Source organism: Streptomyces sp. WI03-4A (assembly GCF_033792105.1).
Taxonomy (GTDB): domain Bacteria; phylum Actinomycetota; class Actinomycetes; order Streptomycetales; family Streptomycetaceae; genus Streptomyces; species Streptomyces collinus_A.
Genome location: NZ_JARAUO010000018.1, coordinates 50,913 through 75,484, shown reverse-complemented (window position 1 = coordinate 75,484; position 24,572 = coordinate 50,913). Strand labels below are relative to the sequence as shown.

At 73.4% G+C, this 24,572-nt stretch carries 19 protein-coding genes and 1 pseudogene; 7 read left to right on the top strand and 13 right to left on the bottom strand.

The genetic code is table 11. The annotated features are described in order from the left end of the window. The first annotated feature begins 230 nt into the window (after positions 1-230). The 3 genes from PV343_RS19785 (at position 231) to PV343_RS19775 (ending at position 2,283) form a co-directional block, all read left to right on the top strand. Positions 231-779: a sigma-70 family RNA polymerase sigma factor gene (locus PV343_RS19785; protein ID WP_319148279.1), complete on the top strand. Its 549-nt coding sequence runs from the start codon at positions 231-233 to the stop codon at positions 777-779. A gap of 150 nt (positions 780-929) precedes the next feature. Next, complete coding sequence (locus PV343_RS19780) at positions 930-1,445, top strand: hypothetical protein (protein WP_319148278.1); 516 nt, start codon at positions 930-932, stop codon at positions 1,443-1,445. Positions 1,446-1,629: 184 nt separating this feature from the next. Continuing rightward, complete coding sequence (locus PV343_RS19775) at positions 1,630-2,283, top strand: zf-HC2 domain-containing protein (RefSeq protein ID WP_319148277.1); 654 nt, start codon at positions 1,630-1,632, stop codon at positions 2,281-2,283. A gap of 11 nt (positions 2,284-2,294) precedes the next feature. On the opposite strand, the gene PV343_RS19770 is transcribed toward PV343_RS19775, so the two are convergent. Next, positions 2,295-3,158 carry an Fpg/Nei family DNA glycosylase gene (locus tag PV343_RS19770; RefSeq protein ID WP_319148276.1) on the bottom strand — a complete coding sequence of 288 codons (864 nt, stop codon included), beginning with the start codon at positions 3,156-3,158 and terminating at the stop codon, positions 2,295-2,297. A gap of 40 nt (positions 3,159-3,198) precedes the next feature. Continuing rightward, the gene (locus PV343_RS19765; RefSeq protein ID WP_319148275.1) at positions 3,199-5,298 is read right to left on the bottom strand and encodes a SpoIIE family protein phosphatase; all 2,100 of its coding nucleotides are present in this window, start codon (positions 5,296-5,298) and stop codon (positions 3,199-3,201) included. 196 nt (positions 5,299-5,494) lie between these two features. Here PV343_RS19765 and PV343_RS19760 point away from each other — a divergent pair, with 196 nt between their 5' ends. Then, on the top strand, positions 5,495-6,916 hold the full coding sequence (locus PV343_RS19760) for a lipase maturation factor family protein (RefSeq protein WP_319148274.1): 1,422 nt from the start codon (positions 5,495-5,497) through the stop codon (positions 6,914-6,916). Positions 6,917-6,962: 46 nt separating this feature from the next. Here PV343_RS19760 and PV343_RS19755 read toward each other — a convergent pair whose 3' ends face one another. The 8 genes from PV343_RS19755 to PV343_RS19720 form a co-directional block, all read right to left on the bottom strand. Then, complete coding sequence (locus PV343_RS19755) at positions 6,963-7,967, bottom strand: aldo/keto reductase (protein WP_319148273.1); 1,005 nt, start codon at positions 7,965-7,967, stop codon at positions 6,963-6,965. Beyond that, entirely contained in the window at positions 7,964-8,434 is a 471-nt protein-coding gene (locus PV343_RS19750; RefSeq protein WP_319148272.1) for a DUF4231 domain-containing protein, read from the bottom strand. The genes PV343_RS19755 and PV343_RS19750 overlap by 4 nt, the downstream gene beginning before the upstream one ends. A 114-nt stretch (positions 8,435-8,548) precedes the next feature. Further along, positions 8,549-11,569, bottom strand: coding sequence for an alpha-mannosidase (locus PV343_RS19745; RefSeq protein WP_319148271.1), 3,021 nt, complete (start codon positions 11,567-11,569; stop codon positions 8,549-8,551). Between the two features lie 33 nt (positions 11,570-11,602). After that, the gene (locus PV343_RS19740; protein WP_319148270.1) at positions 11,603-13,648 is read right to left on the bottom strand and encodes an endo-beta-N-acetylglucosaminidase; all 2,046 of its coding nucleotides are present in this window, start codon (positions 13,646-13,648) and stop codon (positions 11,603-11,605) included. Beyond that, positions 13,645-14,904, bottom strand: a complete 1,260-nt coding sequence (locus PV343_RS19735) for a glycosyl hydrolase (RefSeq protein ID WP_319148269.1) — start codon at positions 14,902-14,904, stop codon at positions 13,645-13,647. Before PV343_RS19735 ends, PV343_RS19740 begins: the two co-directional genes overlap by 4 nt. 45 nt (positions 14,905-14,949) lie before the next feature. Next, positions 14,950-15,864 carry a carbohydrate ABC transporter permease gene (locus PV343_RS19730; protein WP_319148268.1) on the bottom strand — a complete coding sequence of 305 codons (915 nt, stop codon included), beginning with the start codon at positions 15,862-15,864 and terminating at the stop codon, positions 14,950-14,952. Then, a complete protein-coding gene (locus tag PV343_RS19725; protein ID WP_319148267.1) occupies positions 15,861-16,757 on the bottom strand; it encodes a carbohydrate ABC transporter permease in 897 nt (298 codons plus the stop codon). Before PV343_RS19725 ends, PV343_RS19730 begins: the two co-directional genes overlap by 4 nt. A 2-nt stretch (positions 16,758-16,759) precedes the next feature. After that, positions 16,760-18,052 carry an ABC transporter substrate-binding protein gene (locus tag PV343_RS19720; RefSeq protein ID WP_319148266.1) on the bottom strand — a complete coding sequence of 431 codons (1,293 nt, stop codon included), beginning with the start codon at positions 18,050-18,052 and terminating at the stop codon, positions 16,760-16,762. A gap of 238 nt (positions 18,053-18,290) precedes the next feature. On the opposite strand from PV343_RS19720, the gene PV343_RS19715 reads away from it, so the two are divergent. Together PV343_RS19715 and PV343_RS19710 are read left to right on the top strand one after the other, a co-directional pair. Continuing rightward, on the top strand, positions 18,291-19,352 hold the full coding sequence (locus PV343_RS19715; protein WP_319148265.1) for a LacI family DNA-binding transcriptional regulator: 1,062 nt from the start codon (positions 18,291-18,293) through the stop codon (positions 19,350-19,352). Positions 19,353-19,476: 124 nt separating this feature from the next. Beyond that, positions 19,477-20,829 carry an amidase gene (locus PV343_RS19710; protein ID WP_319148264.1) on the top strand — a complete coding sequence of 451 codons (1,353 nt, stop codon included), beginning with the start codon at positions 19,477-19,479 and terminating at the stop codon, positions 20,827-20,829. A gap of 37 nt (positions 20,830-20,866) precedes the next feature. On the opposite strand, the gene PV343_RS19705 is transcribed toward PV343_RS19710, so the two are convergent. Then, positions 20,867-21,352, bottom strand: coding sequence for a GNAT family N-acetyltransferase (locus tag PV343_RS19705; protein WP_319148263.1), 486 nt, complete (start codon positions 21,350-21,352; stop codon positions 20,867-20,869). Between the two features lie 54 nt (positions 21,353-21,406). Then, positions 21,407-21,580: a hypothetical protein gene (locus PV343_RS19700; RefSeq protein WP_319148262.1), complete on the bottom strand. Its 174-nt coding sequence runs from the start codon at positions 21,578-21,580 to the stop codon at positions 21,407-21,409. A gap of 437 nt (positions 21,581-22,017) precedes the next feature. On the opposite strand from PV343_RS19700, the pseudogene PV343_RS19695 reads away from it, so the two are divergent. After that, positions 22,018-22,817, top strand: a pseudogene (locus PV343_RS19695) (SDR family oxidoreductase). A gap of 93 nt (positions 22,818-22,910) precedes the next feature. Here the strand turns inward: PV343_RS19695 and PV343_RS19690 are convergent. Further along, positions 22,911-24,443, bottom strand: coding sequence for an SDR family NAD(P)-dependent oxidoreductase (locus tag PV343_RS19690; RefSeq protein ID WP_387952207.1), 1,533 nt, complete (start codon positions 24,441-24,443; stop codon positions 22,911-22,913). Between the last annotated feature and the right edge of the window lie 129 nt (positions 24,444-24,572).

Below are 24,572 nucleotides of genomic sequence, written 5' to 3'. Positions count from 1 at the left end.
TCGTCGTCGTCTGTGCGGACGTCTTATTTACCGACAAAGCCTTGACGGGCATATGGGTATGAAACCGACCCCCGACGCAAACAACCCGAGCACCCGAATTAACCCATCCGGTGCTCTCCCCGTACGGCGGAAGGTCACGCGTGCGACCGTTCACCGCCGCGATCGACCGTCCGTCGCACAGCCGGGCGCGCCCCCTGTCCCCCGGCCGCCCCCTGCGCTGCGATACGGCCATGACGGCCGGAACCTCACTTCCCCCCGGGACGACGACCGCCGAGCACGAGCTCGCCGCGCTCCAGCGCGACCACGGCGGCCCCCTCTTCGCCCTGCTGCTGCGGCTGAGCGACGGGGACCGCCAGCGCGCCGAGGACCTCGTGCAGGAGACCCTGGTGCGCGCCTGGCAGCATCCCGAGGCCCTGCGCGCGGCCGACTTCGACTCCGTACGGCCCTGGCTGCTGACCGTGGCCCGGCGGCTCGCGATCGACGCGCGGCGGGCCCGGCGGGCGCGCCCCTGCGAGGTCGGAGACGAGGTGCCGGAGAACGCCCGGGTGACCGCCGACCACGCCGAGCGGGCCGCCGCGGCGCTCGACGTCCGGGAGGCTGTGAAGACACTCACTCCGGAGCACCGTGACGTCCTGGTGCTCGTGTACTTCCGCGGGGCCAGTGTGGCGGAAGCCGCGCGGGCCCTCGGGATCCCGCCCGGTACCGTGAAGTCGCGCGCTTACTACGCGCTGCGCGCCCTGCGCCGGGTTCTTCCGGGTTATGCGGCCGACCTGCGGTGAAACCGGGGCCTTGGTCAAACCTCGGTAAAGCGCCTTGCTGTGACCCCCGTTCGGGCAATGGGCTGTCCTCATCCGTGTTCCGGACGGGGCCGCCCACAACGGGTCCAGGGGTTCGGGCGACGCGCACGCACCGGAGGAAGGCAGGAAGGGATGCTGCACAGAGGTCACGAGAGCACGGACGGCACCGGCGAGGGCGAACTCGCCGTCCCCATGGCCTGGCTGTACGCCGAGTACATCGCCGACGAACTGCTGCGCACCGGCGATCTGATGCCGCCGACGTCCTTCGAGTTCCGGGCCGGCCGGGACGCGCTGGCCCTGACGGTCTTCCTCTCCGACACCGACGGCGAGCTGTCCGGCATCCGGGTGATCTCGCAGCTGGAGAACTGGCTGTCCCTGACGGCGTACGACCAGCCGTGGCTGGAGTGGGTGGGCGAGCGGATGGCCGAACTGGCCGGTGAGGAGGCCGCGGCCGGCGCGCCGTCACCGGACCTGGCCCTGGCCGCCGAGGCCTGGCGCTGGCTGGAGGAGACCGAGCTGCTCGCGCCCGACCTGGACGCGGTGCCGGGCGGCGGCGCGGTGTTCGGAGAGGACGACGGGCCGAAGGTGTGGACCCCCGCCTGGCGGCTCGGACTGCCGCTGGGACACCTGGCCATCCACCTCTTCTGAGCCCCGGACCTGCCACGTTCCGGCCTCTTCGGATTTTTCTGCGATCCGGACCAATCCGCGGGCCGGGCCGCTCCGAATCTCCAGGTCACGATTCGGTGTGTGCCTTGAGTGATTCGGTTGTCGTCTGCGTACGGATGGGAGCAAGGAGTAACCCCACCCGCACCCATCGGCACGAGGATTCGGCATGAGGTCCCTGGAAAGGCATCGCGACGTCGGCGCGTACGCGCTCGGCGTGCTGGACGAGGCGGAGTCCTTCCGCTTCGAGGACCACCTCATGGAGTGCCCCCAGTGCGCGGCACAGGTGACCGAGTTCGGTCCCGCCGCACGGCAGTTGATGCTGTACCGCCGTGCCACGCCGCGCTTCGTGCACCCCATGGCCCAGCCCGGTCCCCGGCTGCTCGACCGGCTCCTGGGTGAACTGACGGTCCGGCATCGGGCCCGGCGCCGCCGCCTGCTGTACGGCCTGGCCGCCTCGGTGGTGCTCGCGGTGGCCGGACCGGCGGTCATGGCCTTCGCCGGGCACGGCGAGCCGGCCTCCCGGGTCACCGCGGCCACCGACCCCGGCACCGGCGTGTGGGCACGCGTGACCACCGAGGACGGGGACTCCGGCAGCCTGATGCGCTTGGAGGTCAAGGACGCCTCCGGCCCCCACTCCTGCCGGCTGGTCGTCGTGGGCCGCGACGGCTCCGAGCAGGTCGTCAGCGGCTGGTCCGTGGGCACCCGCGACACCGGTACGACCATGACGATGGCCGGCTCCACCATGCACCCGGACCAGATCGCCCACTACGACGTACGCACCACGGACGGGCAGCGGCTGGTCTCGCTCGACCCGAGCTGAGGCCGCGCGGGCTACTTGAGCAGTCGCGACAGGCGGCGGTCGGCGAGGGGTTTGCCGCCGGTCTGGCAGGTGGGGCAGTACTGGAGCGAGGAGTCGCTGAAGGAGACCTCGCGGATGGTGTCGCCGCAGACCGGGCACGGCTCGCCGGTGCGGCCGTGGACGCGCAGGCCGCTCTTCTTCTCCGCCTTCAGACGGCCGGCCGCGAGGCCGCGCGAGCGCTCGACCGCCTCCGTCAGGGTGGTGCGCAGCGCCTCGTGCAGGCGGTGCACCTCCTCGGGGGTGAGCGAGGCGGCGATCTTGTACGGGGACATCTTCGCCGCGTGCAGGATCTCGTCGCTGTAGGCGTTGCCGACCCCCGCGATCAGGCTCTGGTCGCGCAGCGCGCCCTTGATCCGGCGCCGCTCGTCCTTCAGCAGGGCCGCGAGCCGTTCCTCGTCGAAGTCCGCGGCGAGCGGGTCGGGGCCGAGGCGGGCGATGCCGGGCACCTCGCGCGGGTCCCGGACGACGTACACCGCCAGGCGCTTCTGGGTGCCGGCCTCGGTGAGGTCGAAGCCCTCGCCCGTCTCCAGCGCCACGCGCAGGGCGAGCGGGCCCTTGCCCGGGCGTGGCGGGCCGTCCGGCAGCCGGTCCCGCCACTGCAGCCAGCCCGCGCGGGCCAGATGGGTGACCAGGTGCGGTCCGCCGTCCGTCGCCAGGCCGAGGAACTTGCCGTACCGGTCCACGGCGGTGACCTCGCCACCCTCGACGGCGGTGAGCGGGGGGTCGAACGTCTTCAGGACGCTGATGGCCACCGGCAGCACCCGCACCACCCGGCGGCCGACCAGGTGCTCGGTGAGGAAGTCCTTCAGCGCTTCTACCTCGGGCAGTTCCGGCATACGTCCAGAGTGCCATCCGGCGCCGCCGGCGCACGGCCGCTCAGCCGCCGGCCCGCGTCCCGTCCGGCACCGCGAACTCGCACCACACGGCCTTGCCGCCGCCGCGCGCCTCGACGCCCCAGACGTCGGCGAGCCGGTCGACCAGGAGCAGCCCGCGGCCGGAGACGCCGTTCTCGCCGGCGTCCCGGCGGCGCGGCAGGGCGCTGGAGGAGTCCTCCACCTCGACCCGCAGCCGGCGGCCGCTGCCCTCCAGGACCCGCACGGTGACGATCGCGGAGCCCTCGGTGTGCATCAGGGCGTTGGTGATCAGCTCGTCGGCGACCAGCTCGATCTCGTCGGACCGGTCCCGGGCGCCCCAGGAACGGACCGCGGCCCGGATCATGTGCCGGGCCCGGGTGAGGGCCTCGGGGTCGCCGGGCGCCACGTGCTGCTGGAGCCGGCCGCCCGCCCGCGGGGCCTCGGGGGCGCGGCGGCGCAGCAGGAGCAGGGCCACGTCGTCGTCGCCGCCGCGTTCCTCGGCCATCTGGATCAGCCGGTCGGCGAGGTCGCGCACCTCCCCGGGGCCGCTGTCGATGAGGGCGGTCAGGGCGAGCATCCCGTCGTCGAGGTCGACGCCGGGCTGTTCGACCAGGCCGTCGGTGCACAGCAGCAGGGTGTGGCCGGGGTCGAGTTCCAGGGTGGAGACGGGGTATTCGAGGCGGCCGAACTCGGCGGACAGGCCGAGCGGCAGCCCGCCCTCGACGGTGACCCGCCGGCAGGTGCCGTCGGAGTGCCGGACGACCGGGTCGATGTGCCCGGCCCGGACCACCTGCACCACCCCGGTGGACAGGTCGGCCTCCGCGTACAGGCAGGTGGCGAAGCGGTCGGTGTCCAGTTCGCGCAGGAAGACGGAGGCGCGGGCCATCACGGTGGCCGGGGTGTGGCCCTCGGCGGCGTAGGCGCGCAGCACGATGCGCAGCTGGCCCATCACGGCCGCCGCGTGCGTGTCGTGGCCCTGGACGTCGCCGATGACGGCGCCGACCTTCTCGCCGGGCAGCGGGATCAGGTCGTACCAGTCGCCGCCGATGTCCCGGCCGAGGGCCCCGCCGACGGTGGCGGCGCGGTAGCGGACGGCCACGTCGGCGCCCCGCACGCTCGGGATGGTGCGCGGCAGCATGGCCTGCTGGAGGCCCTGGGCGAGGTCCTTCTCCTGCTCGTAGAGCATGGCGCGCTGCAGGCTCTGCGCGATGCTGCTGCCGAGCGCGACCAGCACATCGCGCTCCTCGCGCGAGAAGCCGCGCCGGTCGCTGTAGAGCAGGCCCACCGCCCCGATCGGCCTGGCCTGGGCGATCAGCGGCAGATAGGCGGCGGAGGTGATGCGCAGGCCGGTGATCTGCCCCCACAGCAGGGGAAAGCGGTCGGCGAACTCCTCGGGGGACTCGATGAAGCACGGGCTCAGGGTCCGCACCGCCTCGCTCATCGGGTAGGGCTCCTCGATACGGGTGACCCGGGTGCCGGGCACGAAGGTGCCGGCGGGGCCCTCGGCGACGAGCCGGATGCGGCCGGCCTCGACCAGGCCGAGGACCATGCTGGTGGAGCCGAGCAGGGTGAGGCCGTGGGTGTCCTTGACGACGTCGATGACGTCCTGGACGGTGCGGGCGTGGGCGAGGGCCGCCGTGGCGATCTGGACGACGTTGGTCTGCGCCCGCCGGGCGGCGACCTGCGCGGCCGTCTCCCGGCTCACCACCGCCTCGTCCAGCTCCTCGGTGGCGTCCCGCACGATGCCGATGATCCGCCGGGGGCGGCCGGTGCCGTCCCGCCGTATGTACCCCTGGGTGTGCGTCCAGCGCAGGGCACCGTCGCGGCGCCGGACGCGGAAGTAGGCGCCGTAGTTCTCCCGGCCGTCCTTGATGGCCTGGGCCACCAGGGCGTCGAGGCGGTGCCCCTCGGCGCGGGGCACCCGCACGGTCAGGCTCTCGGGGCGGCCGTCGTACTCCTCGGGGCGCAGGTCGAAGATCTCGTGCGCCTGGGCGTCCATGCTGAACAGACCGGTGTCCAGATCCCAGTCGAAGCTGCCCATGCGGTTGAGCGCCAGGATCGGATCCGGGTGGGCGGGCCAGTCCTCCGGGAGTGACAGGGCACTCGCTCCCCGATCAGCCATGCGCCCACCTTGCCAGGGTTTGTCCGATTCTTCGAGCGGGCGCCGGACCGGACGGGGGCGCCACCGGCGGGTGAGGGCGCCGGGCCGCCCGGGTTACGCGGGCGGAGCGGTGAGGTACACGCAGTGACGGGCCCTTCCCGCGCCGCTGGGGCCACTCGCCTCGCGGCGGCCACAATGGAGGCAGGAGCGCACGGCCGTGGACTGGTTCACCACACCCGACTACTGGCTGAGCCGGCTGGTCTTTCAGCGGGCTCTGGCCGCCGTGTACCTCGTCGCCTTCCTGACGGCGGCCCTCCAGTTCCGGCCCCTGCTGGGCACGCGCGGCATGCTGCCGATCCCGCGCTTCACGGCGCGGGTGCGGTTCCGGCGGGCCCCCAGCCTGTTCCAGCTCCACTACTCGGACCGGTTCTTCGCGGCCTGCGCCTGGGCGGGCTGCGCGGTGTCGGCGGCCCTGCTGGCGGGGGCGGACTCGCTGCTGCCGCTGTGGGCCGCGATCCTGCTGTGGCTGGTGCCGTGGGCGCTGTACCTGTCGATCGTCAACGTGGGCCAGACGTGGTACGCGTTCGGCTGGGAGTCCCTGCTGCTGGAGACGGGGTTCCTGGCCGCGTTCCTCGGCAACGACGAGGTCGCGCCGCCCGTCGTCGTGCTGTTCCTGCTGCGCTGGATCCTGTTCCGGGTCGAGTTCGGAGCCGGGCTGATCAAGCTGCGCGGCGACGCCTGCTGGCGCAAGCTGACCTGCCTGTACTACCACCACGAGACCCAGCCGATGCCGGGACCGCTGAGCTGGTTCTTCCACCATCTGCCGGGGCCGCTGCACCGGGCGGAGGTGGCGGCGAACCACCTCACGCAGCTGGTCGTGCCGGTGCTGCTCTTCACGCCCCAGCCGATCGCCTCGGCCGCCGCCGCCCTGATGATCGTCACCCAGCTCTGGCTGGTGGTGTCCGGGAACTTCTCCTGGCTGAACTGGATCACCGTCGTGCTGGCCCTGTCCGCGCTCCGGCTGCCCACCGGCGCGCCGTCCGTGCCCGCGGCGCCGCTCTGGTACGAGGTGGTCGTGCTCGCGGTGGCCGCGCTGCTGCTCTTCCTGAGCTACCACCCGGTGCTGAACATGGTCTCCCGGCGCCAGGTCATGAACCGCTCCTTCGACCCGCTGCACCTGGTGAACACCTACGGGGCGTTCGGCAGCGTCAGCCGGGTCCGCTACGAGGTGGTCGTCGAGGGCACGCTGGACGACGTCCCGCGCGAGGACTCCGACTGGCGGGAGTACGAGTTCCGGGGCAAGCCCGGCGACCCCCGGCACTGGCCCCGCCAGTTCGCGCCCTACCACCTGCGCCTGGACTGGCTGATGTGGTTCGCCGCACTGTCCCCCGCCTACGCCGGCGACTGGTTCGGCGGCCTGGTGGAACGGCTGCTGGAGAACGACCGCGACACCCTGAGACTGCTGCGCCGCTCCCCCTTCCCCCCGGACACCCCACCCCGCCACATCCGCGCCCGCCTCTTCCGCTACCGCTACACCACCTGGCGCGAACTGCGCGAGACGGGCGCGTGCTGGGACCGGACGTACGTACGCGAGTATTTGCCACCGACGAGACTCGCGTCGGCGGCGCGGCGGTCCTAGCGGGCGGTGGCCGCAATTCACGCGCGGCGAGGCGGAGCGGACGGCCTCACCCGTCGTGCGGATCACCGACGCCGGTGCCGGTGGGGTCGGGCACAGCCTCGGGGAGCAGGCCTGTGGTGTGGAGGTCGTGCCAGAAGGCGGGTGGGACCCGGGTCGTGAACTGGTCGGCGCAGTCGTGCACTTCCGCGGCCGAGCGGGCGCCGGCCAGGACGGTGACGACGGCCGGGTGCGCGGCGCAGAAGGCGAGGGCGGCGGCGCGCAGGGTGATGCCGTGCCGCTCGGCGACGGCCGCCAGACGCCGTGCGCGCTCGACCAGTTCCCGGGGCGCGCGGCCGTAGTCGTACGGCGCCGCGGGCCCGGGGTCCGCGAGCAGGCCGGAGTTGAAGGCGCCGCCGATGACCACGGACACGCCGCGCGCGGCGGCCTCGGGCAGCAGCTCGTGCGCCGCGCTCCGGTCGAGCAGGGTGTAGCGGCCCGCGCAGAGGACGACGTCCACGTCGGTGTCGCGGACGAACCGGGTCAGCATCTCCGCCTGGTTCATGCCCGCGCCGATCGCGCCGACGAGGCCTTCCGACCGCAGCCGCTCCAGGGCCGGGTAGGCCTCGCGGAACGCCTGCTCGGCGTGGTCGTCGGGGTCATGGAGGTAGACGACGTCGACCCGGTCGAGGCCGAGCCGTTCCAGGCTGGCCTCCAGGGTGCGGCGGACGCCGTCGGCGCCGAAGTCCCAGACGCGGCGCAGGCTGGCCGGGACGGCGAAGCCGTGTGCCAGGTCGTCGCCGGTGCCGTCGGCGGGTTCGAGCCGGCGGCCGACCTTGGTGGAGACGGTGAACGCGGCCCGGTCGTACTCCCGCAGGGCCGCGCCCAGGCGCCGTTCGGACAGACCGAGTCCGTAGTGGGGCGCGGTGTCGAAGTAGCGGATGCCGCGCCGCCAGGCGGCGCGCACCGCCTCGTGCGCCCGCTCGTCGTCCACCGGGGTGTAGAGATTGCCGATCCCGGCGGCGCCGAAGCCGAGCGGGCTCACCTCGACGCCGCTGCGGCCGAGGACCCTCACGTCTGCACCGGGGGCAGCGGCGCCGCCTCGGGACGGCCGCCCTGCGTCTCGGACCAGGCACGCAGTTCGTTCGCGCCGACCTCCTCGACCACGGTCTGCAGCGCCTGCCGGGCCGCGTGGTCCCGCTCGGCCGGGGGCAGCAGCAGGTAGCGGTCGAGTGCCCGGCGCAGCGCCTCCCGCGCCTGCGCGGCCAGCACCCAGCGCGACCCGGCGCCGTAGAGCTGGCGCATTCCGGTGAAGAAGACCGCGCCGCCCGCGATCAGAGCCGTGAGCCACGCGGGGGCGTGCAGACCGGCGGCCACGACCGTCACCGACGTGCTCAGGAGAGCACCCAGTTCGGTGACGTGGTGCAGCCGCCTGGCCCGCTCGCAGGCCCGCGCGTAGAACGCCAACTCCCGCTGGGCGAGGGCCAGCAGCGGGTCAGGCTCCGCGGCCCAGGAGTGGTCGGGGACCCTTCTTCGTCTCATCCGCACATCATCGTGGCAGCGGCGGGCCCGGGAGAAGCCCGGACGGCGGGCGGGGCGGGCCAGGACGGCGGGGGCGACCTTCCAGACCCCGCCCCGCCCCCGCCCGCCGTCGGCTCACGCCCTTCGCAGCCGCAGGGTCATCAGCTCGAAGGGCCGCAGCCGTACGGTGATCCGGTCGCCGTCGCGCGCGGGTGGCTCGGCCTCGCCGGCCGGTCGTTCCAGCAGGTCCGTCACGGTGTGGTCCGCGACCGGGAAGCCCAGGTCCAGGGTGGCCTCGGCCCGGCCGCCGTGGGCCTCGTGGAAGCGGACCACGACGTCGCCGCTGCCGTCGTCGGCCAGCTTCACGGCGGTCACCACGACCGCCGGGTTGTCGACCGTGACCAGTGGGGACACCGTGCCGGCACCGTTCGCGCGCCGCTCGGGCAGGTTGATCCGCCAGCCCTCGCGGACCGCGTCGGCGATTCCCGCGCCGGGCACCAGCGCGTGCCGGAAGCGGTGCACGCCCTGGTCGGTCTCGGGGTCGGGGAACCGCGGGGCGCGCAGCAGCGACACCCGGACCGTGGTGGTCGTGCCCCGGTCGCCCCGGGGGCGGACGGTGCGGGTCACGTCGTGGCCGTACGTCGAGTCGTTGACGACCGCGACGCCCCAGCCGGGTTCCTCCAGGTGCACGAAGCGGTGGTTGCACGCCTCGAACTTGGCCGCCTCCCACGAGGTGTTGGTGTGGGTGGGCCGGTGGAAGTGCCCGAACTGCGTCTCGGACGCGTACCGTTCGGCGTGCAGATCCAGCGGGAAGGCCAGCTTCAGGAACTTCTCCGTCTCGTGCCAGTCGACCTCCGTGTCCAGCACCATCCGCCGCTCCCCCGCCGGCAGCGACAGCACCTGGGTGACCCGGGACGCGCCGAAGGACCGTACGACCCGCACCGAGGCGCCGTCCTCGCCCGCCGTCACCGCGTCGGCGTCCGTGAGGTCCGTGACCGTGTTCCGGTAGAACTCGTCCACGTCCCAGGCGTCCCACATGTTCGGGAAGTCGGCGTGCAGCTGGAGCAGGTTGGCCGCCGCGCCGGGAGCGATCGTCTCGCGCCCGGCCGCCAGGTCGCGGGCGGAGACGACCAGGCCGCGGGCGTCGATCTCGATCCGCAGCAGGCCGTTGTCCAGGACGTGCCCGCCGTCCGGGCGGGGCAGGAGCGTCGTCGCGTCCTCCGTCCGCGCCGTCGCCGCCCCGCCGGCCGGGACACCGGCGCGCGGGTGCGGGGCGGCGTTGAACACCAGCGGTGTGTCCCCCTCGCCCGCGAGGGCGCGCTGCGCGGCCCCGACGATCCCCTCCAGCTCGGCGGCGACCCGCTCGTACGTCGCCCGCGCCTCCCGGTGCACCCAGGCGATGGAGGAGCCGGGCAGGATGTCGTGGAACTGGTGCAGCAGGACCGTCTTCCAGATCCGGTCCAGGTCCTCGTACGGGTAGCGGAACCCGGTGCGCACGGCCGCGGTCGCCGCCCACAACTCCGCCTCGTACAACAGGTGTTCGCTGCGCCGGTTGCCCTGTTTGGTCCTGGCCTGGCTGGTCAGGGTGGCGCGGTGCAGTTCGAGGTACAGCTCGCCGACCCAGACCGGCGGGTCCGGGTACTCCGCCTCGGCCTTCGCGAAGAACGCGGCGGGGGTCTCCCAGGCGACGGTCGCCGAACCCTCCAGGTCGCGCAGCCGGGCCGCCTTGGCGACCATCTCGCGGGTCGTGCCGCCGCCCCCGTCGCCCCAGCCGGTGGGCGCCAGCGAGTGCCGGGCGCGGCCCTTGTCCCGGAAGTTGCGGGCCGCGTGGGCGATCTCGGCGCCCTTCATCGAGCAGTTGTAGGTGTCGACGGGCGGGAAGTGGGTGAAGATCCGGGTGCCGTCGATGCCCTCCCACTGGAAGGTGTGGTGCGGGAACCGGTTGGTCCGGGACCAGGAGATCTTCTGCGTCAGCAGCCACTTGGAGCCGGCCGCCCTGATGATCTGCGGCAGGCCGGCGGCGAAGCCGAAGGTGTCGGGCAGCCACGCCTCCTCGTTCTCGATGCCGAACTCGTCGAGGAAGAACCGCTTTCCGTGCACGAACTGACGGGCCATCGCCTCCGAGCCCGGCATGTTGGTGTCCGACTCCACCCACATCCCGCCGGCCGGCACGAACCGCCCGCCCGCCACCGCCTTCTTCACCCGGGCCCACACCTCGGGCCGGTGCTCCTTCACCCACGCCCACTGCTGCGCCTGGGACATGGCGAAGACGAAGTCCGGCTCGTCGTCGAGGAGCGCGGTCATGTTGGACGTCGTACGGGCCACCTTGCGCACGGTCTCGCGCAGCGGCCACAGCCAGGCCGAGTCGATGTGCGCGTGCCCGACGGCGCTGATCCGGTGCGCGGACGGCACCGCGGGGGCGGCCAGCACGCCGGTGAGCCGCTCCCGGGCCCGGTCCGCCGTGCCGTTCACGTCCTGGAGGTCCACCGCGTCCAGCGCCCGGTCGACCGCGCGCAGGATGTCGTGGCGGCGCGCGGAGTCCTCGGGCAGCTCGGCCATCAGCTCGCCCAGCACCTCCAGGTCGAGCACCAGCTGCCACACGGTCTCGTCGAAGACGGCGAGGTCCATGCGGGTGAGTGTGTACTGCGGCTCGTGCCCGGCGGTGGCCAGGTCGCCGAGCGGGGTGGGCCGGAACGGGCGGTAGTCGAGGACGACGGGGTTGGAGGCGGCCTCGACGTGCAGGGACACCTCCTCGCCGCCGGCGGCGGGCGCGGCGACCCGCACCCACTGGTTGCGCGGGTTGAGCCCCTTCACCGGTGTGCCGTCGGGGCGGTAGACCAGGCCCTCGCACTGGAACCCGGGCATGTTCTCGTCGAAGCCCAGGTCGAGCAGCGCCTCCACGGTCCGGCCCGCCCACGCCTCGGGCACGGTGCCGGTCACCGTGAACCAGCTCGTGCCCCACGGGGCACCCCACCGGGCGCCGACCTCGATCGGCGCGGGCTCGGCCGCCAGCCCCTCCGCGACCGGTACCGGCTCGCCCGGGGCGTGCCAGACGGCGACTCGCAGCGGCACGGACTCGGGGTACACGGCGGGGCGGATGCGTTCGTCGAGGACGCGCCGGAGGCGGGCTTCGACCAGCGTGCGGTCGTCATGCATGTGGGGTGCTCCCTGCTGGGGTGTCCGGGGTGATTACCAGGTGTGGGTGACGGTCACGGGAGTCGAGGCGTTGTAGAGCTCCCCCACGGCGCGCAGTTCGAACCGTGCTGCGCTCTCGCCCGGCTCGGGCCGCGCACCGGCGACGAAGAAGGCGCGCTGGCAGGTGCCGCCGAGGAAGCGGCGGGTTCCGTCGGGCAGCACGCGGTGCACGGTGTAGTGGCGGACGGGACCCGGGGCGGCGTTCCAGGCGAGGCGCAGGTCGCCGCCGTCCGCCGCGGTGACCCGGGCGCCGGAGGGCGCGGCGGGCGGTCCGGCCGTGTCGCGGACGGCGAGCGCGCCGAGCCGCCAGCGCACCGGTGAGCCGCCGCCGGTGAGCCGGACCCCGAGGGCGTGCACGGTGCCGGAGAGACGGGTGAGCGGTACCTCCACCGTCCGCCAGCCGTTGACGGAGGTCGTGCGGCACGCCCGGCCGCCCGGGTCCACCGGCAGGTACCGGTACGGCGGTGCCGCCCCGGGCGCCGCCGGTTCGCCGGTCGCGACGGCCAGTTCGACGTCCGCCTCTCCGGCCTCGGCCTTGTAGGTCAGTTCGGCCACGGTGTCCCGGGTGATCGGCAGCCGGGTCGCGTACAGGTCCAGCACCGCCGGCCGGTCCAGGGCGCCGGCGACCAGCACACTGCTCCCGCCACGCCAGGCGTCCTCGAAGTCGAAGGAGACGGCGGGCCGCTCCCCCGCCGTCCGCACCGTCCAGCGCCGCGCGGGCAGCCGGTCCTGGAGCCCGAGGTGGTTCCAGGGCGCGTCCGAGGTGACCGCTCCGGCCTCGTACCAGCGCAGCCCGTGCCCGGTGTTGAACACGCTCGCGAACGGCACCGAGGACACCGTCGAGCGGTCCGCCACCGACACGGCGGGCGCCCGCCACGGATCGGTCGCGTCCGGTCGCGCCGGGTCCAGGGACCGGCCGGTCCAGAACCGGTCGTCGGCCGCGTGGAAGTCGGCGGGGGAACGCCGGTCGGCCGGCAGGTGGTTGCGGGTCCACTCGGGCCGGTAGAAGCCGACCGAGGCGACGTGGGGCTTGCCGGCGGGGACGATCGCGTCCCAGTCCACCGGGGTGTCCGGGCCGTTCGACTCGACGTCGACGCCCGCCCACAGCGCGTACCGGCTGCGTCCGAGCTGCCCGGCCTCGGTCCCCGAGGCGGCGAGGGTGGCGGCGCTCCAGCGGAAGTCGACGAACATGTCGTCGGCGGCCTGGAAGAACGCCTGGTTCTGGCTGTCCAGGGCGCCCTGCCAGGCGACCGTGCCGTTGACGGTCATCGCGTCGTACCAGGTCACCCGCTGCCCCCGGGCGGCAGCGAGCGTCCTCAGCTCCTTGACGAAGCCGAGCATCGCGGTGCCGAGCGCGGTGTTCCCGCCGCCGGTCTCGGCGTTCACGAACCAGCCGTCGAAGCCGTACGCCGCCGCCACCGCGACGAGTTGCGCGGCGAGCGGGAAGTGCCCGGCGGCGTCCTGCTCGACGAGGTCGCGGGTCCAGCGGAGCTGCCCGCCGTAGGCGGTGGGCGGCAGGAAGACGTTGCCGAGGACGGGCACGCCGTGCCGGTGGGCGGCGTCCACGACCGGGGCGTTCGGCGCCAGGATCAGCCCCTCGCCCGCGGAGCCGCCCCAGAACACCAGCTCGTCGAGGTAGGCCCAGTGGGTGAGGGCGTAGTAGTCGGCGTCCGCCGCGCCCTGGGAGGGGTTGGCGGAGGTGGGCCCGAAGGAGACCAGGGCCTGGACGCGGGCCTGTCCCGTGCGGGCGGTCGGGTTCGCCGGGGTCGGGGTGAAGCGGGGGGCGAGCGGGACGGACGCGGCGTTGAAGGCGAGGTCGGGGTCGTCGGCCGCCCGCCAGGTCTTCAGGCTGCGCCAGGTGATGCCGGGGCCGGGGCTCCCGGCGGGCAGGGAGTCCGGGTACCAGTAGGAGGCGTACGGCGGGGTGGCGGCGGCCCGGGCCCGGCCGGCCGCGAGGGCGGGCACGGGGCCGAGAGCGGGCACGGGGGCGAGGGCAGCGGCGGTGGCCGCGGCGAGGACGGTGCGTCTGGTGGGGTTCACGAGCTGGGGCCTCCGGGTGGGGTGGGAAGGAGTACCTGGCCGGGAGTGACGACTTCGGTGATGCCGCGGGCGGTGAGGTGTTCCTTGTCGTCCGCGTGGGTGTCCAGGACGGTGGTGGGGCGGGCCCCGTCGGCGACCAGCCGGAAGAAGGCGTCGAAGACGGGTCCGCCGGGTGCGCAGCGGGAGCGGCGGGCGGGGTCCGCGGGGACGACGAGGGCCGTGGTGCGGGTGGCGGCCGGCCGGTGGGGCGCGTGGGCCGCGTCGGCCAGCACGCGGGCGATGCCCTTGGGCCGCCGGTCGCTGGTGAACAGGCCGAGTCCGTATTCGAGTTCGGGGAAGTCGGCGAGTTCGCGGGAGACGTCGTACGAGCACCACCAGGTGACGCCCCACAGGTCGGGGCAGTCCAGGACGTTGCGGACGGTCGCCTCGGTGAAGGCCGCCGCGTGCTCGGCGGGCACCAGGGGCGCCGGCGCGCCGACCTCCTGGAGCCAGACGGGCCGGTGCGGTTCCTCGGCCCATGCCTTGCTCAGTTCGACCAGGTAGGCGGCGTGGTGCTCGGTGGCCACGGAGGTGCGGCCGTGGCGCTGGGCGGTGCCGTTGAAGACCCAGGAGTGCACGGCGGTGAGGGCGCCGAGGCGGGCGGAGTGGCCGGGGGTGAAGGGCTGGTCGTCCTGGTACCAGGCGGCGTCGTACGAGGCGTGCAGGTGCGGCCGGTCGGGGGCACCCTCGGCGCAGGCGGCGAGCAGCCGGGTGAGCCAGCGCTCGGCGTCCTCGGGCGTGATGCGGTCGGGGTCCGGGTGCGGTCCGGCGGCGAACTGGTTGACCTCGTTGCCGAGGGTCATGCCGAGGAAGTTGGGCCGGTCGACGAGGGCCGCGGCCAGGGTGCGCAGGTAGGCGGCCTGGCCCTCGATGACGTCCGGGTCGGTGAAGAGGTTGCGCCGGTGCCAGGTGCGGGTCCAGGCGGGCAGGAAGTCGAAGCTGCTCAAGTGGCCCTGCAGTCCGTCGACGTTGACGTCCAGGCCGCGTTCGGCGGCCGCGTCGGCGAGCCGTACCAGGTCCTCGACGGCGCTGGGCCTGATCAGGGTGCGGTTGGGCTGGAAGTAGGGCCACAGCGGGAAGACGCGGATGTGGTCGAGGCCGAGGGCGGCGATCGCGTCCAGGTCGGCGCGCACGGCGTCGAGGTCGAAGTCGAGCCAGTGGTGGAACCAGCCCTCGCTCGGGGTGTAGTTGACGCCGAAGCGGACGGCAGCGGGCATGCGGTGTCCTTGCTCCTCGCGGGGGTACGGGCCGGGGGTACGGGCTCAGCCCTTGACGGCGCCCTCGCCGACCCCGCGGAAGAAGTACCGCTGGAGGCAGGCGAAGAGGGCGATGAGCGGGGCCACGGCGATGACGGTGCCGGCGGCGACCAGGCGTTCGTCGCCTGCGAAGGTGCCGTGCAGGTAGTTCAGGCCGATGGTGAGGGTGAAGCGGTCGGGGTCGCTGAGCACGATGAGCGGCCACAGGAAGTCGTCCCAGGCGCCCATGAAGGCGAAGATCGCGACGACCGCGAGGGTGCCCCTGACCGACGGCAGCGCGACGCGCAGGAACCGCTGCCAGGCGTCGGCGCCGTCGACGTAGGCGGCCTCCTCGATCTCGTACGGCAGGCCGCGGAAGGCGTTGCGCATCAGGAGCACGTTCATCGCGCCGACCGCGCCGGGCAGGACGACCCCGATGAGTGTGTTGTTGAGGCCGAGTTCCCGCATGGTCGTGAACTGGGCGATGACGATGCCCTCCACGGGGACCAGCATGGCCAGCACGAAGACGAGGGTGGTGGCGCGCCGGCCGCGGTAGCGCAGCCGGGCGAGCGCGTACCCGGCGAGCGCGGAGCCGGCGCAGTTGGTCACGACGCTCGCGCTCGCGACCTTCAGCGAGTTGAGGGCGTAGTCCCAGACCGGGATGGTGTCGGCGACCCGCTCGTAGTTGTGCAGGGTGGGGTGGGCGGGGAGGAAGCCGGGCGGTGAGCTGAAGATGTCCTCGGTGGGCCCCTTGAGGGAGGTGGAGAGCTGCCAGAGGAAGGGTCCGACGGTGAGGGCGAGCACGACGAGCAGCAGCAGGTAGCGCAGGACGAGTTCGCCGGGCCGGACGCGGCGGCCGTGTTCGTCGGTGATCCGGGGCTCCCGGGCGGCGGTCGGTGCGGCCGGGCGCGTGGTGCGCGGCGCTTTCTCCAGGAGGCTCATGACTCCTCCCTCCGGTCCGCCCGCAGCACCAGCAGCATCAGGGCGACGGTGACCGCGAACACGACGACGGAGAGGGCGGAGGCGTAGCCGACGCGGCCGGTCAGACCGGTGCCGGTGCGCTGGACGAGCATGACGAGGGTGGTGTCCTCACCGGCCGGACCGCCGCTCGGGCCCGCCATCAGGTAGACCTCGGAGAACACCTTGAAGGCGGCGACCGAGGAGAGCGCGGCGACGAGCACCATGGTGGAGCGGACGGCGGGCACGGTGACCGTGAGGAAGCGGCGGACCGGGCCGGCGCCGTCGACGGCGGCCGCCTCGTGCAGTTCGCGCGGTACGTTCGCCAGCGCCGCCAGGTAGATGATCATGTAGTAGCCGAGCCCCTTCCACACGGTCACGGCCATGGCGCTCAGCAGGAGCAGCCACTGGTCGCTGAGGAAGCCGACCCGCCCCACGCCCACGGCCTCCAGGAGGGAGTTGACCAGCCCCCGTTCGTCGAGCAGCCACACCCAGATCAGCCCGACGACCACGATGGAGGCGACGACCGGGGTGTAGAAGGCGGACCGGAAGAAGGTGATCCCGGGGATGTTCCTGTGGACCAGCAGGGCGAGCAGCAGCGGCAGGATCACCAGGGCCGGTACGACGCCGGCGATGTAGAGCGTGCTGTTGCGCAGACCGGTCCAGAACATGTCGTCGTGCAGCAGTTCGCGGTAGTTGGCGAGGCCGACGAAGCGGCCCGGGACCAGCGTGCGGCGGTCGGTGAAGGAGTTCACCACGGTCGACACGAACGGGTAGAGCACGAAGGCGCCGGTGACCAGCAGGCCGGGCGCGGCGAACAGCCAGGGACTGGTCGGCAGTTGCCGCCGTGTCCGGGCCGGGGCGGTGGGGGCGGCCATGGTCAGCCCTGCTGCTTCAGCAGCTGGTCGCACGCCTTGACAGCGTTGTCGAGAGCCGCCTCGGGGCTCTCCTTGCCCTGCAGGGCCTTGGCGACCTCGTTGCGCAGCGCGGTCTTCATCTGCTCGCTGAACAGCACCGGCGTGTAGTTGACCGCGCTCTTCAGGGACTTGGCGGCGGCGACGCGTACGCGGGTCTCGTCGGTGCCGTCCTCCTGGGTGAAGTAGGGGTCGTCGAGGGAGCCGGCGGTGCTGGGGAAGATGGCGACCTTCTTGGCGAAGGACATCTGGTTGTGCGCGTCGGTGACGAAGTGGGCGAAGGCGACGGCGGCCGGGGTGTGCTTGGTGCGGGAGTTGACCATCACGCCCATGACGTACATGTTGACGTGGCCGGTGCTGGTGATCTGGTCGGTGATCCCGATGTTCTTGTAGAGGCCCGGTGCCTGCTTCTTGAAGTTGCCGAGATCCAGGGCGCTGCCGGGGTTCATGGCGACGGCCTCGGTGAGGAACTTCTTCCCGGAGGACTCCGGGGTGGCGGTCAGCGCCTGCGGGTCGAGCGCCTTGGCGTCGTACAGCTCCTTGTACCTGGTGAGGAGTTCGACCCCCTTGGCGTCGTCGAAGGCGAAGCCGGTGCCTTCCTTGTTCATCAGCGGCACGCCGTAGCGTCCGAAGTCCTCGATGGTGGGCACGTTGGCGAGGGTGGAGACCTTGCCGTCGCTCGCCTTCGCCATCCGCAGGGCGTCGGCGAAGAGGTCGCCGTACGTCGTGGGGGGCTTGCTGGGGTCGAGTCCCGCCTTCTCGAACAGCGACTTGTTGTAGAAGAGCGGGCCGGTGTTCAGGTACCAGGGGAACGCCCAGGTACCGCTGAGCCCCGGCACCTGGTGGCTGGCCCAGGCTCCGTCGAGGTACTCGGGCCGGTACCTGGCGGCGGTCTTGTCGAGGTCGAGGGCGAGACCGGCCTTCGCCAGGGGCGCGACGAGGTCCGGGGAGACGTTGACGACGTCGGGCAGGGTGCCGCCGGCGGCGTCGGCGCTGATCTTGTCGGCGTAGCCCTCGGCGGGCTGGTCGACCCACTTCACGTGGGTGCCGGGGTACTTCTTCTCGAAGTCCGCTATCAGACCCTCGAAGTACGGCTTGAAGTTGGCGCGCAGGTTCCAGGTCTGGAAGGTGATGTCGCCCTCGACCTTGCCGGAGGCGTCGGCCGGGCCGCCGCCGTCGCCGCCCGAGCCGCAGGCGCTCAGCGGCAGGACGAGGGCGACGGCGGCGGCGGCGGCGAAGGTTCTGCGGGAGATACGCACGACGGCTGGGCTCCTTTGCGGTGGGGGACGGGCGGAAGGTGCCGGGCCAGACTGTGCCCACCGAATACCGGACGCGTCAATGGATTCGACCCAGCTAAAGTCATTAGTGACTCAAATGCCCTGCTCACAGCGGTTCTTGGGATCTGTTGCCGTCGATCGCTAATGCGCTTTAGAGTAAGTGCACTCAAGCGCATTAGCAGTTGGCCGGTACCGGCCTGTACGGAAGGGAGGGCGTGGGGTGCCGGAGAAGCGATCGCCCGCGCGCCGACCGACGATGAAGGACATCGCCCGCCGGGCCGGGGTCTCCGAGAGCGCGGTGTCCTTCGCCCTCAACGGCCGGCCGGGGGTCTCGGAGACCACCCGCGCGCGGGTCCACCGGGTCGCCGAGCAGCTCGGCTGGCGCCCCAGCACGGCGGCCCGCGCGCTCTCCGGCGAGGGCGTGGCCACGGTCGGCTTCGTGCTGGCCCGCCCGGCGGACACGCTGGGCGTCGACTCCTTCTTCCTCCACCTGGTCTCCGGTATCCAGGAGGTGCTCGCCGAGCGCCACCTCGGCCTGCTCTTCCAGGTGGCCCGGGACGTGGCCGACGAGTGCGCGGTCTACCGGCGCTGGTGGGCGGAGCACCGGGTGGACGGCGTCCTGGTGGTCGACCCGCGCGCCGAGGACCCGCGCCCCGACCTGCTGGACGAGCTCGGCCTGCCCGCCGTGGTCATCGGCGGCGCCCCCGACGTGCGCCACCCCGGCCTGTCCACGGTCTGGGCGGACGACGCGGGCGCGATGGCCTCGGTCGTCGACGAGCTGACGGCGCTCGGCCACCGCCGGATCGTGCACATCGCGGGCCTCCCGGGCCTCGCCCACACCCAGCGCCGGGTCGCCACGCTCCGCGCGCAGGCGGAGCGCCGGGGTCTGACCGGGGTGCGCTCGGTGACCACCGACTACTCCGACACGGAGGGCGCCGCCGTGACCCGCCGCGTGCTCGGCGGCTCCGCTCCCCCGACGGCGCTGATCTACGACAACGACGTGATGGCCGTGGCCGGCCTCGCCGCCGCGGCCGAACTCGGCTTCGCCGTACCCCGTGACGTCTCCCTGGTGTCCTGGGAGGACTCGGCCCTGTGCCGCATGGTCACCCCGCGGCTGTCGGCACTGTCCCGCGACAGCGCCGCGTTCGGCCGCACGGCGGCCCGCGAACTCCTGGCCCTGCTGGACGGCGAACCGGCCCGCTCGGTCGGCGTACCGGTCCCCCACCTGACGAGCCGGGCCAGCACGGCTCCCGCCGTCCGCCCGGAGGAGCCGCCCGTGTGAAGTCCGGAGCCTGCCGAACCGGCGGCCTCTCGACGTGGCGCGCGGGACCGTGCACAGTTCTGCCTGCGTACCGACGGGTACGCTCCCGCGCAGCGGAGAACAGCGTCGCCTTCGAGGAGCACCTGTGAGCAACTGGGCCGGCCGTACCGCCGCCGAGATCGCCGCCGCCGTCCGCGAGAAGCGGGCCACGCCCCGTGAGGTGGTGGCGGAGCACCTGGCGCGGATCGAGCGCCTGGACGGCGGGATCGGCGCGTTCCGCACGGTGTCGGCCGCGTCGGCGCTCGCCGCGGCCGACGAGGTGGCGGGGCGGCCCGATCTGGCCGAACTGCCGCTGGCGGGCGTGCCGGTGGCCGTCAAGGACAACCTCGCGGTGCGCGGTGAGTCCATGCGGGTCGGCTCGGCCGCCACGCCGGACACCCCGGCCGCCGAGGACCATGTCACGGTGGCCCGGCTGCGGGCCGCGGGCGCGGTGGTCGTGGGCCTGACGAACGTGCCCGAACTGTGCGTGTTCGGCACCACGGAGGGCGTGCACGGCACCGCCCGCAACCCGTGGGACACCTCCCGCACGGCGGGCGGCTCGTCCGGTGGCAGCGCGGCCGCCGTGGCGGCGGGGCTGGTGCCGCTCGCGCTGGGCAACGACGGCATGGGGTCGCTGCGCATCCCGGCGGCCAACTGCGGTCTGGTGACGCTGAAGCCGGGGCGCGGGGTGGTGCCGGCGGGCATCGGCGAGGGCGACTGGTTCGGCATGGCGGAGAACGGGCCGCTGGCCACCACGGTGGAGGATCTGCGGCTGATGCTGTCGGTCCTCGCCGACCACGCGTTCGCACGCCCGGAGCGACGGCCGTCGCTGCGCGTCGCCGTCGCGCTGCGCAGTCCGCTGGCCGGTGTGCGGATCAGCACGCCGTACACGACCGCGGTCCGGCAGGCGGCCGCGGTGCTGGCCGGGGCCGGGCACCTGGTCCGGCGGGCCGAGCCGCCCTATCCGCTCGACCTGGGGCTCACCTCGCTGCGGCACTGGACGGCCGGTACGGCCGTCGACGCCGAGGGCCTGGACCCGGCGCGGCTGACCCGGCGCACCCGGGTGCACGCGGCCGTGGGCCGCCGCTTCGTGGCCTCGGCCCGCACCGGGGACGGGCGCGAGCGGCTGCGGGCCCGGCTGACGCCGTTCTTCACCGAGCACGACGTGCTGCTCACCCCGGCCCTCGCCCGCCGCTCGCCCCGGGCCGTCGCCTGGCACGAGCGGGGCTGGCTGCGCAACATCCTGGCGAACACCGCCTGTTCGCCGCTGACGCCGCCGTGGAACCTGACGGGCTGGCCGGCGATGTCGGTGCCGTTCGGCACCCTGCCCTCCGGCGCGCCCTGCGCGGTGCAACTGGCGGGCCGCCCCGGGACGGAGGACTCCCTGCTGGCCCTGGCCGACGAGTTGGAGAGCCTGCGTCCGTGGCGGCGGACGGCGCCCCTGGCGGACCCGGCGTAGCGGACCTCGTCGTGCCCGGCCCCGCAGCCTTCCCCCGTCAGTCGAGGGACTTGTGCATGATGTGCAGGCCCACTCTGCCGTGGCGGGGGTGGTCGTAGGCGCCCGGGACCGTGCCGAGGACGGTGAAGCCGAGCGACTTCCAGAGGGCGACGGCGGGGTTCGTCTCGACCACGGCGTTGAAGACCATGGCGTGGTAGCCCTGGGCCCGGGCCTCGCGCAGGACGTGCTCGGCGAGGGCGCGGCCGACGCCCCGGCCGGTGTGGTCGGGGTCGACCATGAACCCCGCGTTGGCCACGCCGGCGGCGGGTCCGCCGTAGTTCGGCGTGAGGTAGGCCGAGCCGACCACTTCCCCGGTGGGGTCCTCGGCCACGTAGACACGCTTGGCGGGACTCATCCACAGGGCGCGGGCCGTCTCCTCGGGGGTGCGGGGGTCCCAGGCGTAGGTCTCCGCGGCGGCGACGATGCGGTGCCAGAAAGGCCAGATCCGCGGCCAGTCCCCGGCCACGGCTTCTCGGATCGGCATGGGCGTGAGTCTGGCACGCCCATGCGTACGGCGATCGCGGCGATCCGGCCCGGCTCAGTCGACGCTGGGCAGGATGTGCGGCTCGGCGAGGTCGTCCTCGTACCCCGCGAGGCGGATCGGGGCGGACCGTGCCCACACGTCGAGGCTGCCGAGCTCTCCAGGCCGGCGGCCCCCGCGCTCCGTGTGTTCCTTGGGGCGCTGTTCGCGATTCGTCTTCTCCGGTGTCACCGCGCACTCCTTATGTGTCGGGCTCACCCTCGGGGGCTTACCGGACAATCTGCGCTCCGGCTCTCGTCGCCCGCTCGGGTCTGGATGGAAGGCCAGTTCGGACGCGGTGGCGCCGGTACTTCGTGTCGGAGCAGGCCGTTGTCGACCGGCTCACCCCAGGACGGACGGTGGGTGTGGGTGGGACCCCGTACTGCTGTCCGTCCCCCATAGGTTAACCAAATGAGCGGACGTCCGCTCGATAGGGAGTGCAAACAAGGTGTAACTATCGGAAGTCCTGCGACCCCCCAATCCCCCTCAATATGCCGCCGTTTGCCACAAACCGCATCACCCGCCCGTCGGCGCGAATCACCCACTCGGCCTAGCAGAACGAACACGCCTTCGACTCGCGCCGGTGCATGCCCCTGTCGTCCGACGGCCCGTCATGAGACGGTACGGCGATGACGCCGTCGTACGGCCTGAAGGGGCGGGCCGCGGTCGTCACCGGCGGCACGCACGGTATCGGCCGTGCCGTGGCCGGGGCGCTCGCCGCCGCCGGGGCACACGTGTGCGTGACCGCGCGGGACCCGGACGAGGTGCGGCGCGCGGCCGCCGAGCTGGGCGGGATCGGGCTGGCCGGGAGCGTGGCCGACGCCGGGCATCCCGAGGAGCTGACGGACCTGGTGCTGCGCGAGTTCGGGCGGCTGGACGTCCTCGTCAACAACGCGGCGACGAACCGGCCGTACGGGCCGCTGATGGAGGCCCCCGCCGCGGACTGGCGGAGGCGTTCGCGGTCAACGTGGAGGCTCCGCTGCGCCTGGTGCAGTGCGCCTGGCACGGCTGGATGCGCGAGCACGGCGGGGCCGTCGTCAACGTGTGCACGGAGGGTGCCGTGCACGTGGGGCCGCGGGTGGGCGCCTACGGCACCACGAAGGCGGCGCTGCTGCACCTCACCCGGCAGCTCGCGGGCGAGCTCGCGCCCCGGGTGCGGGTCAACTCCGTCTCCCCCGGGCTCGTCCGCACCGAGATGGCCCGGTTCGTGTGGGAGCCGGGCGAGGCCGGGCTCGCGGCGGAGCTGCCGCTCGGGCGGCTCGGCGAGCCGGAGGACGTGGCGCGGGCCGTGCTGTGGCTCGCCTCGGATGCGGCCGAGTGGGTGACGGGCGCCGATCTGCTGGTCGACGGCGGCACGCGGGTGCGGGCCGCCTCGGGAGCGGGCGGCGGCGTCCTCGCCGCACGGCTGCGCGGCGTGCCCGAGGTCTAGGCGGTGGCGCGGGTGGCCCCCGGAGGGCCGGCGGGCCCGCTGCAGCGGTGGATCACCGGTGGCCCGGCGGGCCACCGGTTTTCCACCGCCGGCTCACCACTTGCCCGGCGCGTAGTCCTTCATGAAGACGCCGTACAGGTCCTCGCCCGCCTCGCCGCGCACGACCGGGTCGTAGACCCGGGCCGCTCCGTCGACCAGGTCGAGCGGGGCGTGGAAGCCGGCCTCGGCGAGGCGCAGCTTGTCGTAGTGGGGGCGCTCGTCGGTGATCCAGCCGGTGTCGACCGAGGTCATCAGGATGCCGTCGGCGTCGAACATCTCCTGGGCGCTGGTCCGCGTCACCATGTTCATCGCGGCCTTGGCCGCGTTGGTGTTCGGGTGGCCCGCGCCCTTGTAGCCGCGACTGAAGACGCCTTCCATGGCGGAGACGTTCACGACGTAGGCACGTCCGCTCGTCGCCCTGCGGGCGGCCTCGGCCATCGCCGGGCGGAGCTTGCTGATCAGGATGAACGGCGCCGTGTAGTTGCAGAGCTGGGTCTCGAGCAGCTCCACCGGGGAGATCTGCTCGATCGTCTGCACCCAGGTGTTGGTGTCGACGACGTCCGGGACGAGGCCGCCGGCGTCGATGGCGGTGCCGTCGAGGTGCCGGGCGACGCTGGCGTTGCCCGCGACCAGGGCGAGGTCGGCGACCTTCTGCGCGTCCAGGCCGCTGGTGCCGAGGGGCAGCGCGGCCAGGCCGTCGACCGCGCCGGAGTTGAAGGCGCCGATGACGTGGTGGGCGGGGAGTTCGCCCGCGGGCAGCGGGGCGCTCTCGCCCTCGACCAGGGCGGCGTAGGCGGTGGGCAGACGGCGGACGGTCTGCGTGGCGTTGTTGATCAGGATGTCCAGCGGGCCGGCCGCGGCGACCTGGTCGGCCAGCGCGACGGCCTGGGCCGGGTCGCGCAGGTCGATGCCGACGACCTCCAGCCGGTGCATCCAGTCCGCGGAGTCCTCCATCGCCTTGAAGCGGCGGATGGCGTCCTTGGGGAACCGGGTGGTGACGGTGGTGTGCGCGCCGTCGCGCAGCAGCCGCAGCGCGATGTACATGCCGATCTTGGCGCGACCGCCGGTGAGCAGGGCGCGCTTGCCGGTGAGGTCGGCGCGGGCGTCGCGCTTCTCGCGGTTCAGGCGGGCGCAGTCCGGACAGAGCTGGTGGTAGAAGTAGTCGACCTCCACGTACCTGCCCTTGCAGGTGTAGCAGGAGCGCGGGCGCTGGAGTATGCCCGCGATCCTGCCCGCCTCGACCTTGGAGGAGGGCAGGATGCCCTCGGTCTCGTCGTCGATGCGCTCGGCGGAGCCGGTCGCGGTGGCCTCGGTGACGGCGCGGTCGTGCGCGGTCTTGGCGGCGCGGCGCTCCTGGCGGCGGCGCTGCTTGACCGTGCGGTAGACGTGCGAGGTCGCCCGGCGCACCTTGATCGCGTCCGGGTGGTCGACGTCGAGCTCGTCGAGCTCCTCCAGCACGCTCAGGCAGACGGCCAGGCGCTCCGGGTCGATACCGGGCCCGTAGACCACCTCGTCCACGGCCGCGGGGTCCATGTCCGTGGCGTCCATGGACCCCACGGACGCCGCGCCGTCCTCTGTCACCGTCATCGCGCTGCCGCTTCCCTGATCACCGTGCGGCGCTCCGACTCGCGCCCGCTTTCGAACGGGGGATTTTACGGAGCAGCAGCCCTCCGGACCAAACCCGCCGACCCCGGCTCCCGGCCCGCCCCCGCCCGG

What these genes read in the sequence shown, in the direction of transcription:
- PV343_RS19785 (WP_319148279.1), top strand. Translation starts at nt 231, where the DNA reads ATGACGGCCGGAACCTCACTTCCCCCCGGGACGACGACCGCCGAGCAC.
- PV343_RS19780 (WP_319148278.1), top strand. Translation starts at nt 930, where the DNA reads ATGCTGCACAGAGGTCACGAGAGCACGGACGGCACCGGCGAGGGCGAA.
- PV343_RS19775 (WP_319148277.1), top strand. Translation starts at nt 1,630, where the DNA reads ATGAGGTCCCTGGAAAGGCATCGCGACGTCGGCGCGTACGCGCTCGGC.
- PV343_RS19770 (WP_319148276.1), bottom strand. Translation starts at nt 3,158, where the DNA reads ATGCCGGAACTGCCCGAGGTAGAAGCGCTGAAGGACTTCCTCACCGAG.
- PV343_RS19765 (WP_319148275.1), bottom strand. Translation starts at nt 5,298, where the DNA reads ATGGCTGATCGGGGAGCGAGTGCCCTGTCACTCCCGGAGGACTGGCCC.
- PV343_RS19750 (WP_319148272.1), bottom strand. Translation starts at nt 8,434, where the DNA reads ATGAGACGAAGAAGGGTCCCCGACCACTCCTGGGCCGCGGAGCCTGAC.
- PV343_RS19745 (WP_319148271.1), bottom strand. Translation starts at nt 11,569, where the DNA reads ATGCATGACGACCGCACGCTGGTCGAAGCCCGCCTCCGGCGCGTCCTC.
- PV343_RS19735 (WP_319148269.1), bottom strand. Translation starts at nt 14,904, where the DNA reads ATGCCCGCTGCCGTCCGCTTCGGCGTCAACTACACCCCGAGCGAGGGC.
- PV343_RS19730 (WP_319148268.1), bottom strand. Translation starts at nt 15,864, where the DNA reads ATGAGCCTCCTGGAGAAAGCGCCGCGCACCACGCGCCCGGCCGCACCG.
- PV343_RS19725 (WP_319148267.1), bottom strand. Translation starts at nt 16,757, where the DNA reads ATGGCCGCCCCCACCGCCCCGGCCCGGACACGGCGGCAACTGCCGACC.
- PV343_RS19705 (WP_319148263.1), bottom strand. Translation starts at nt 21,352, where the DNA reads ATGCCGATCCGAGAAGCCGTGGCCGGGGACTGGCCGCGGATCTGGCCT.
- PV343_RS19690 (WP_387952207.1), bottom strand. Translation starts at nt 24,443, where the DNA reads ATGACGGTGACAGAGGACGGCGCGGCGTCCGTGGGGTCCATGGACGCC.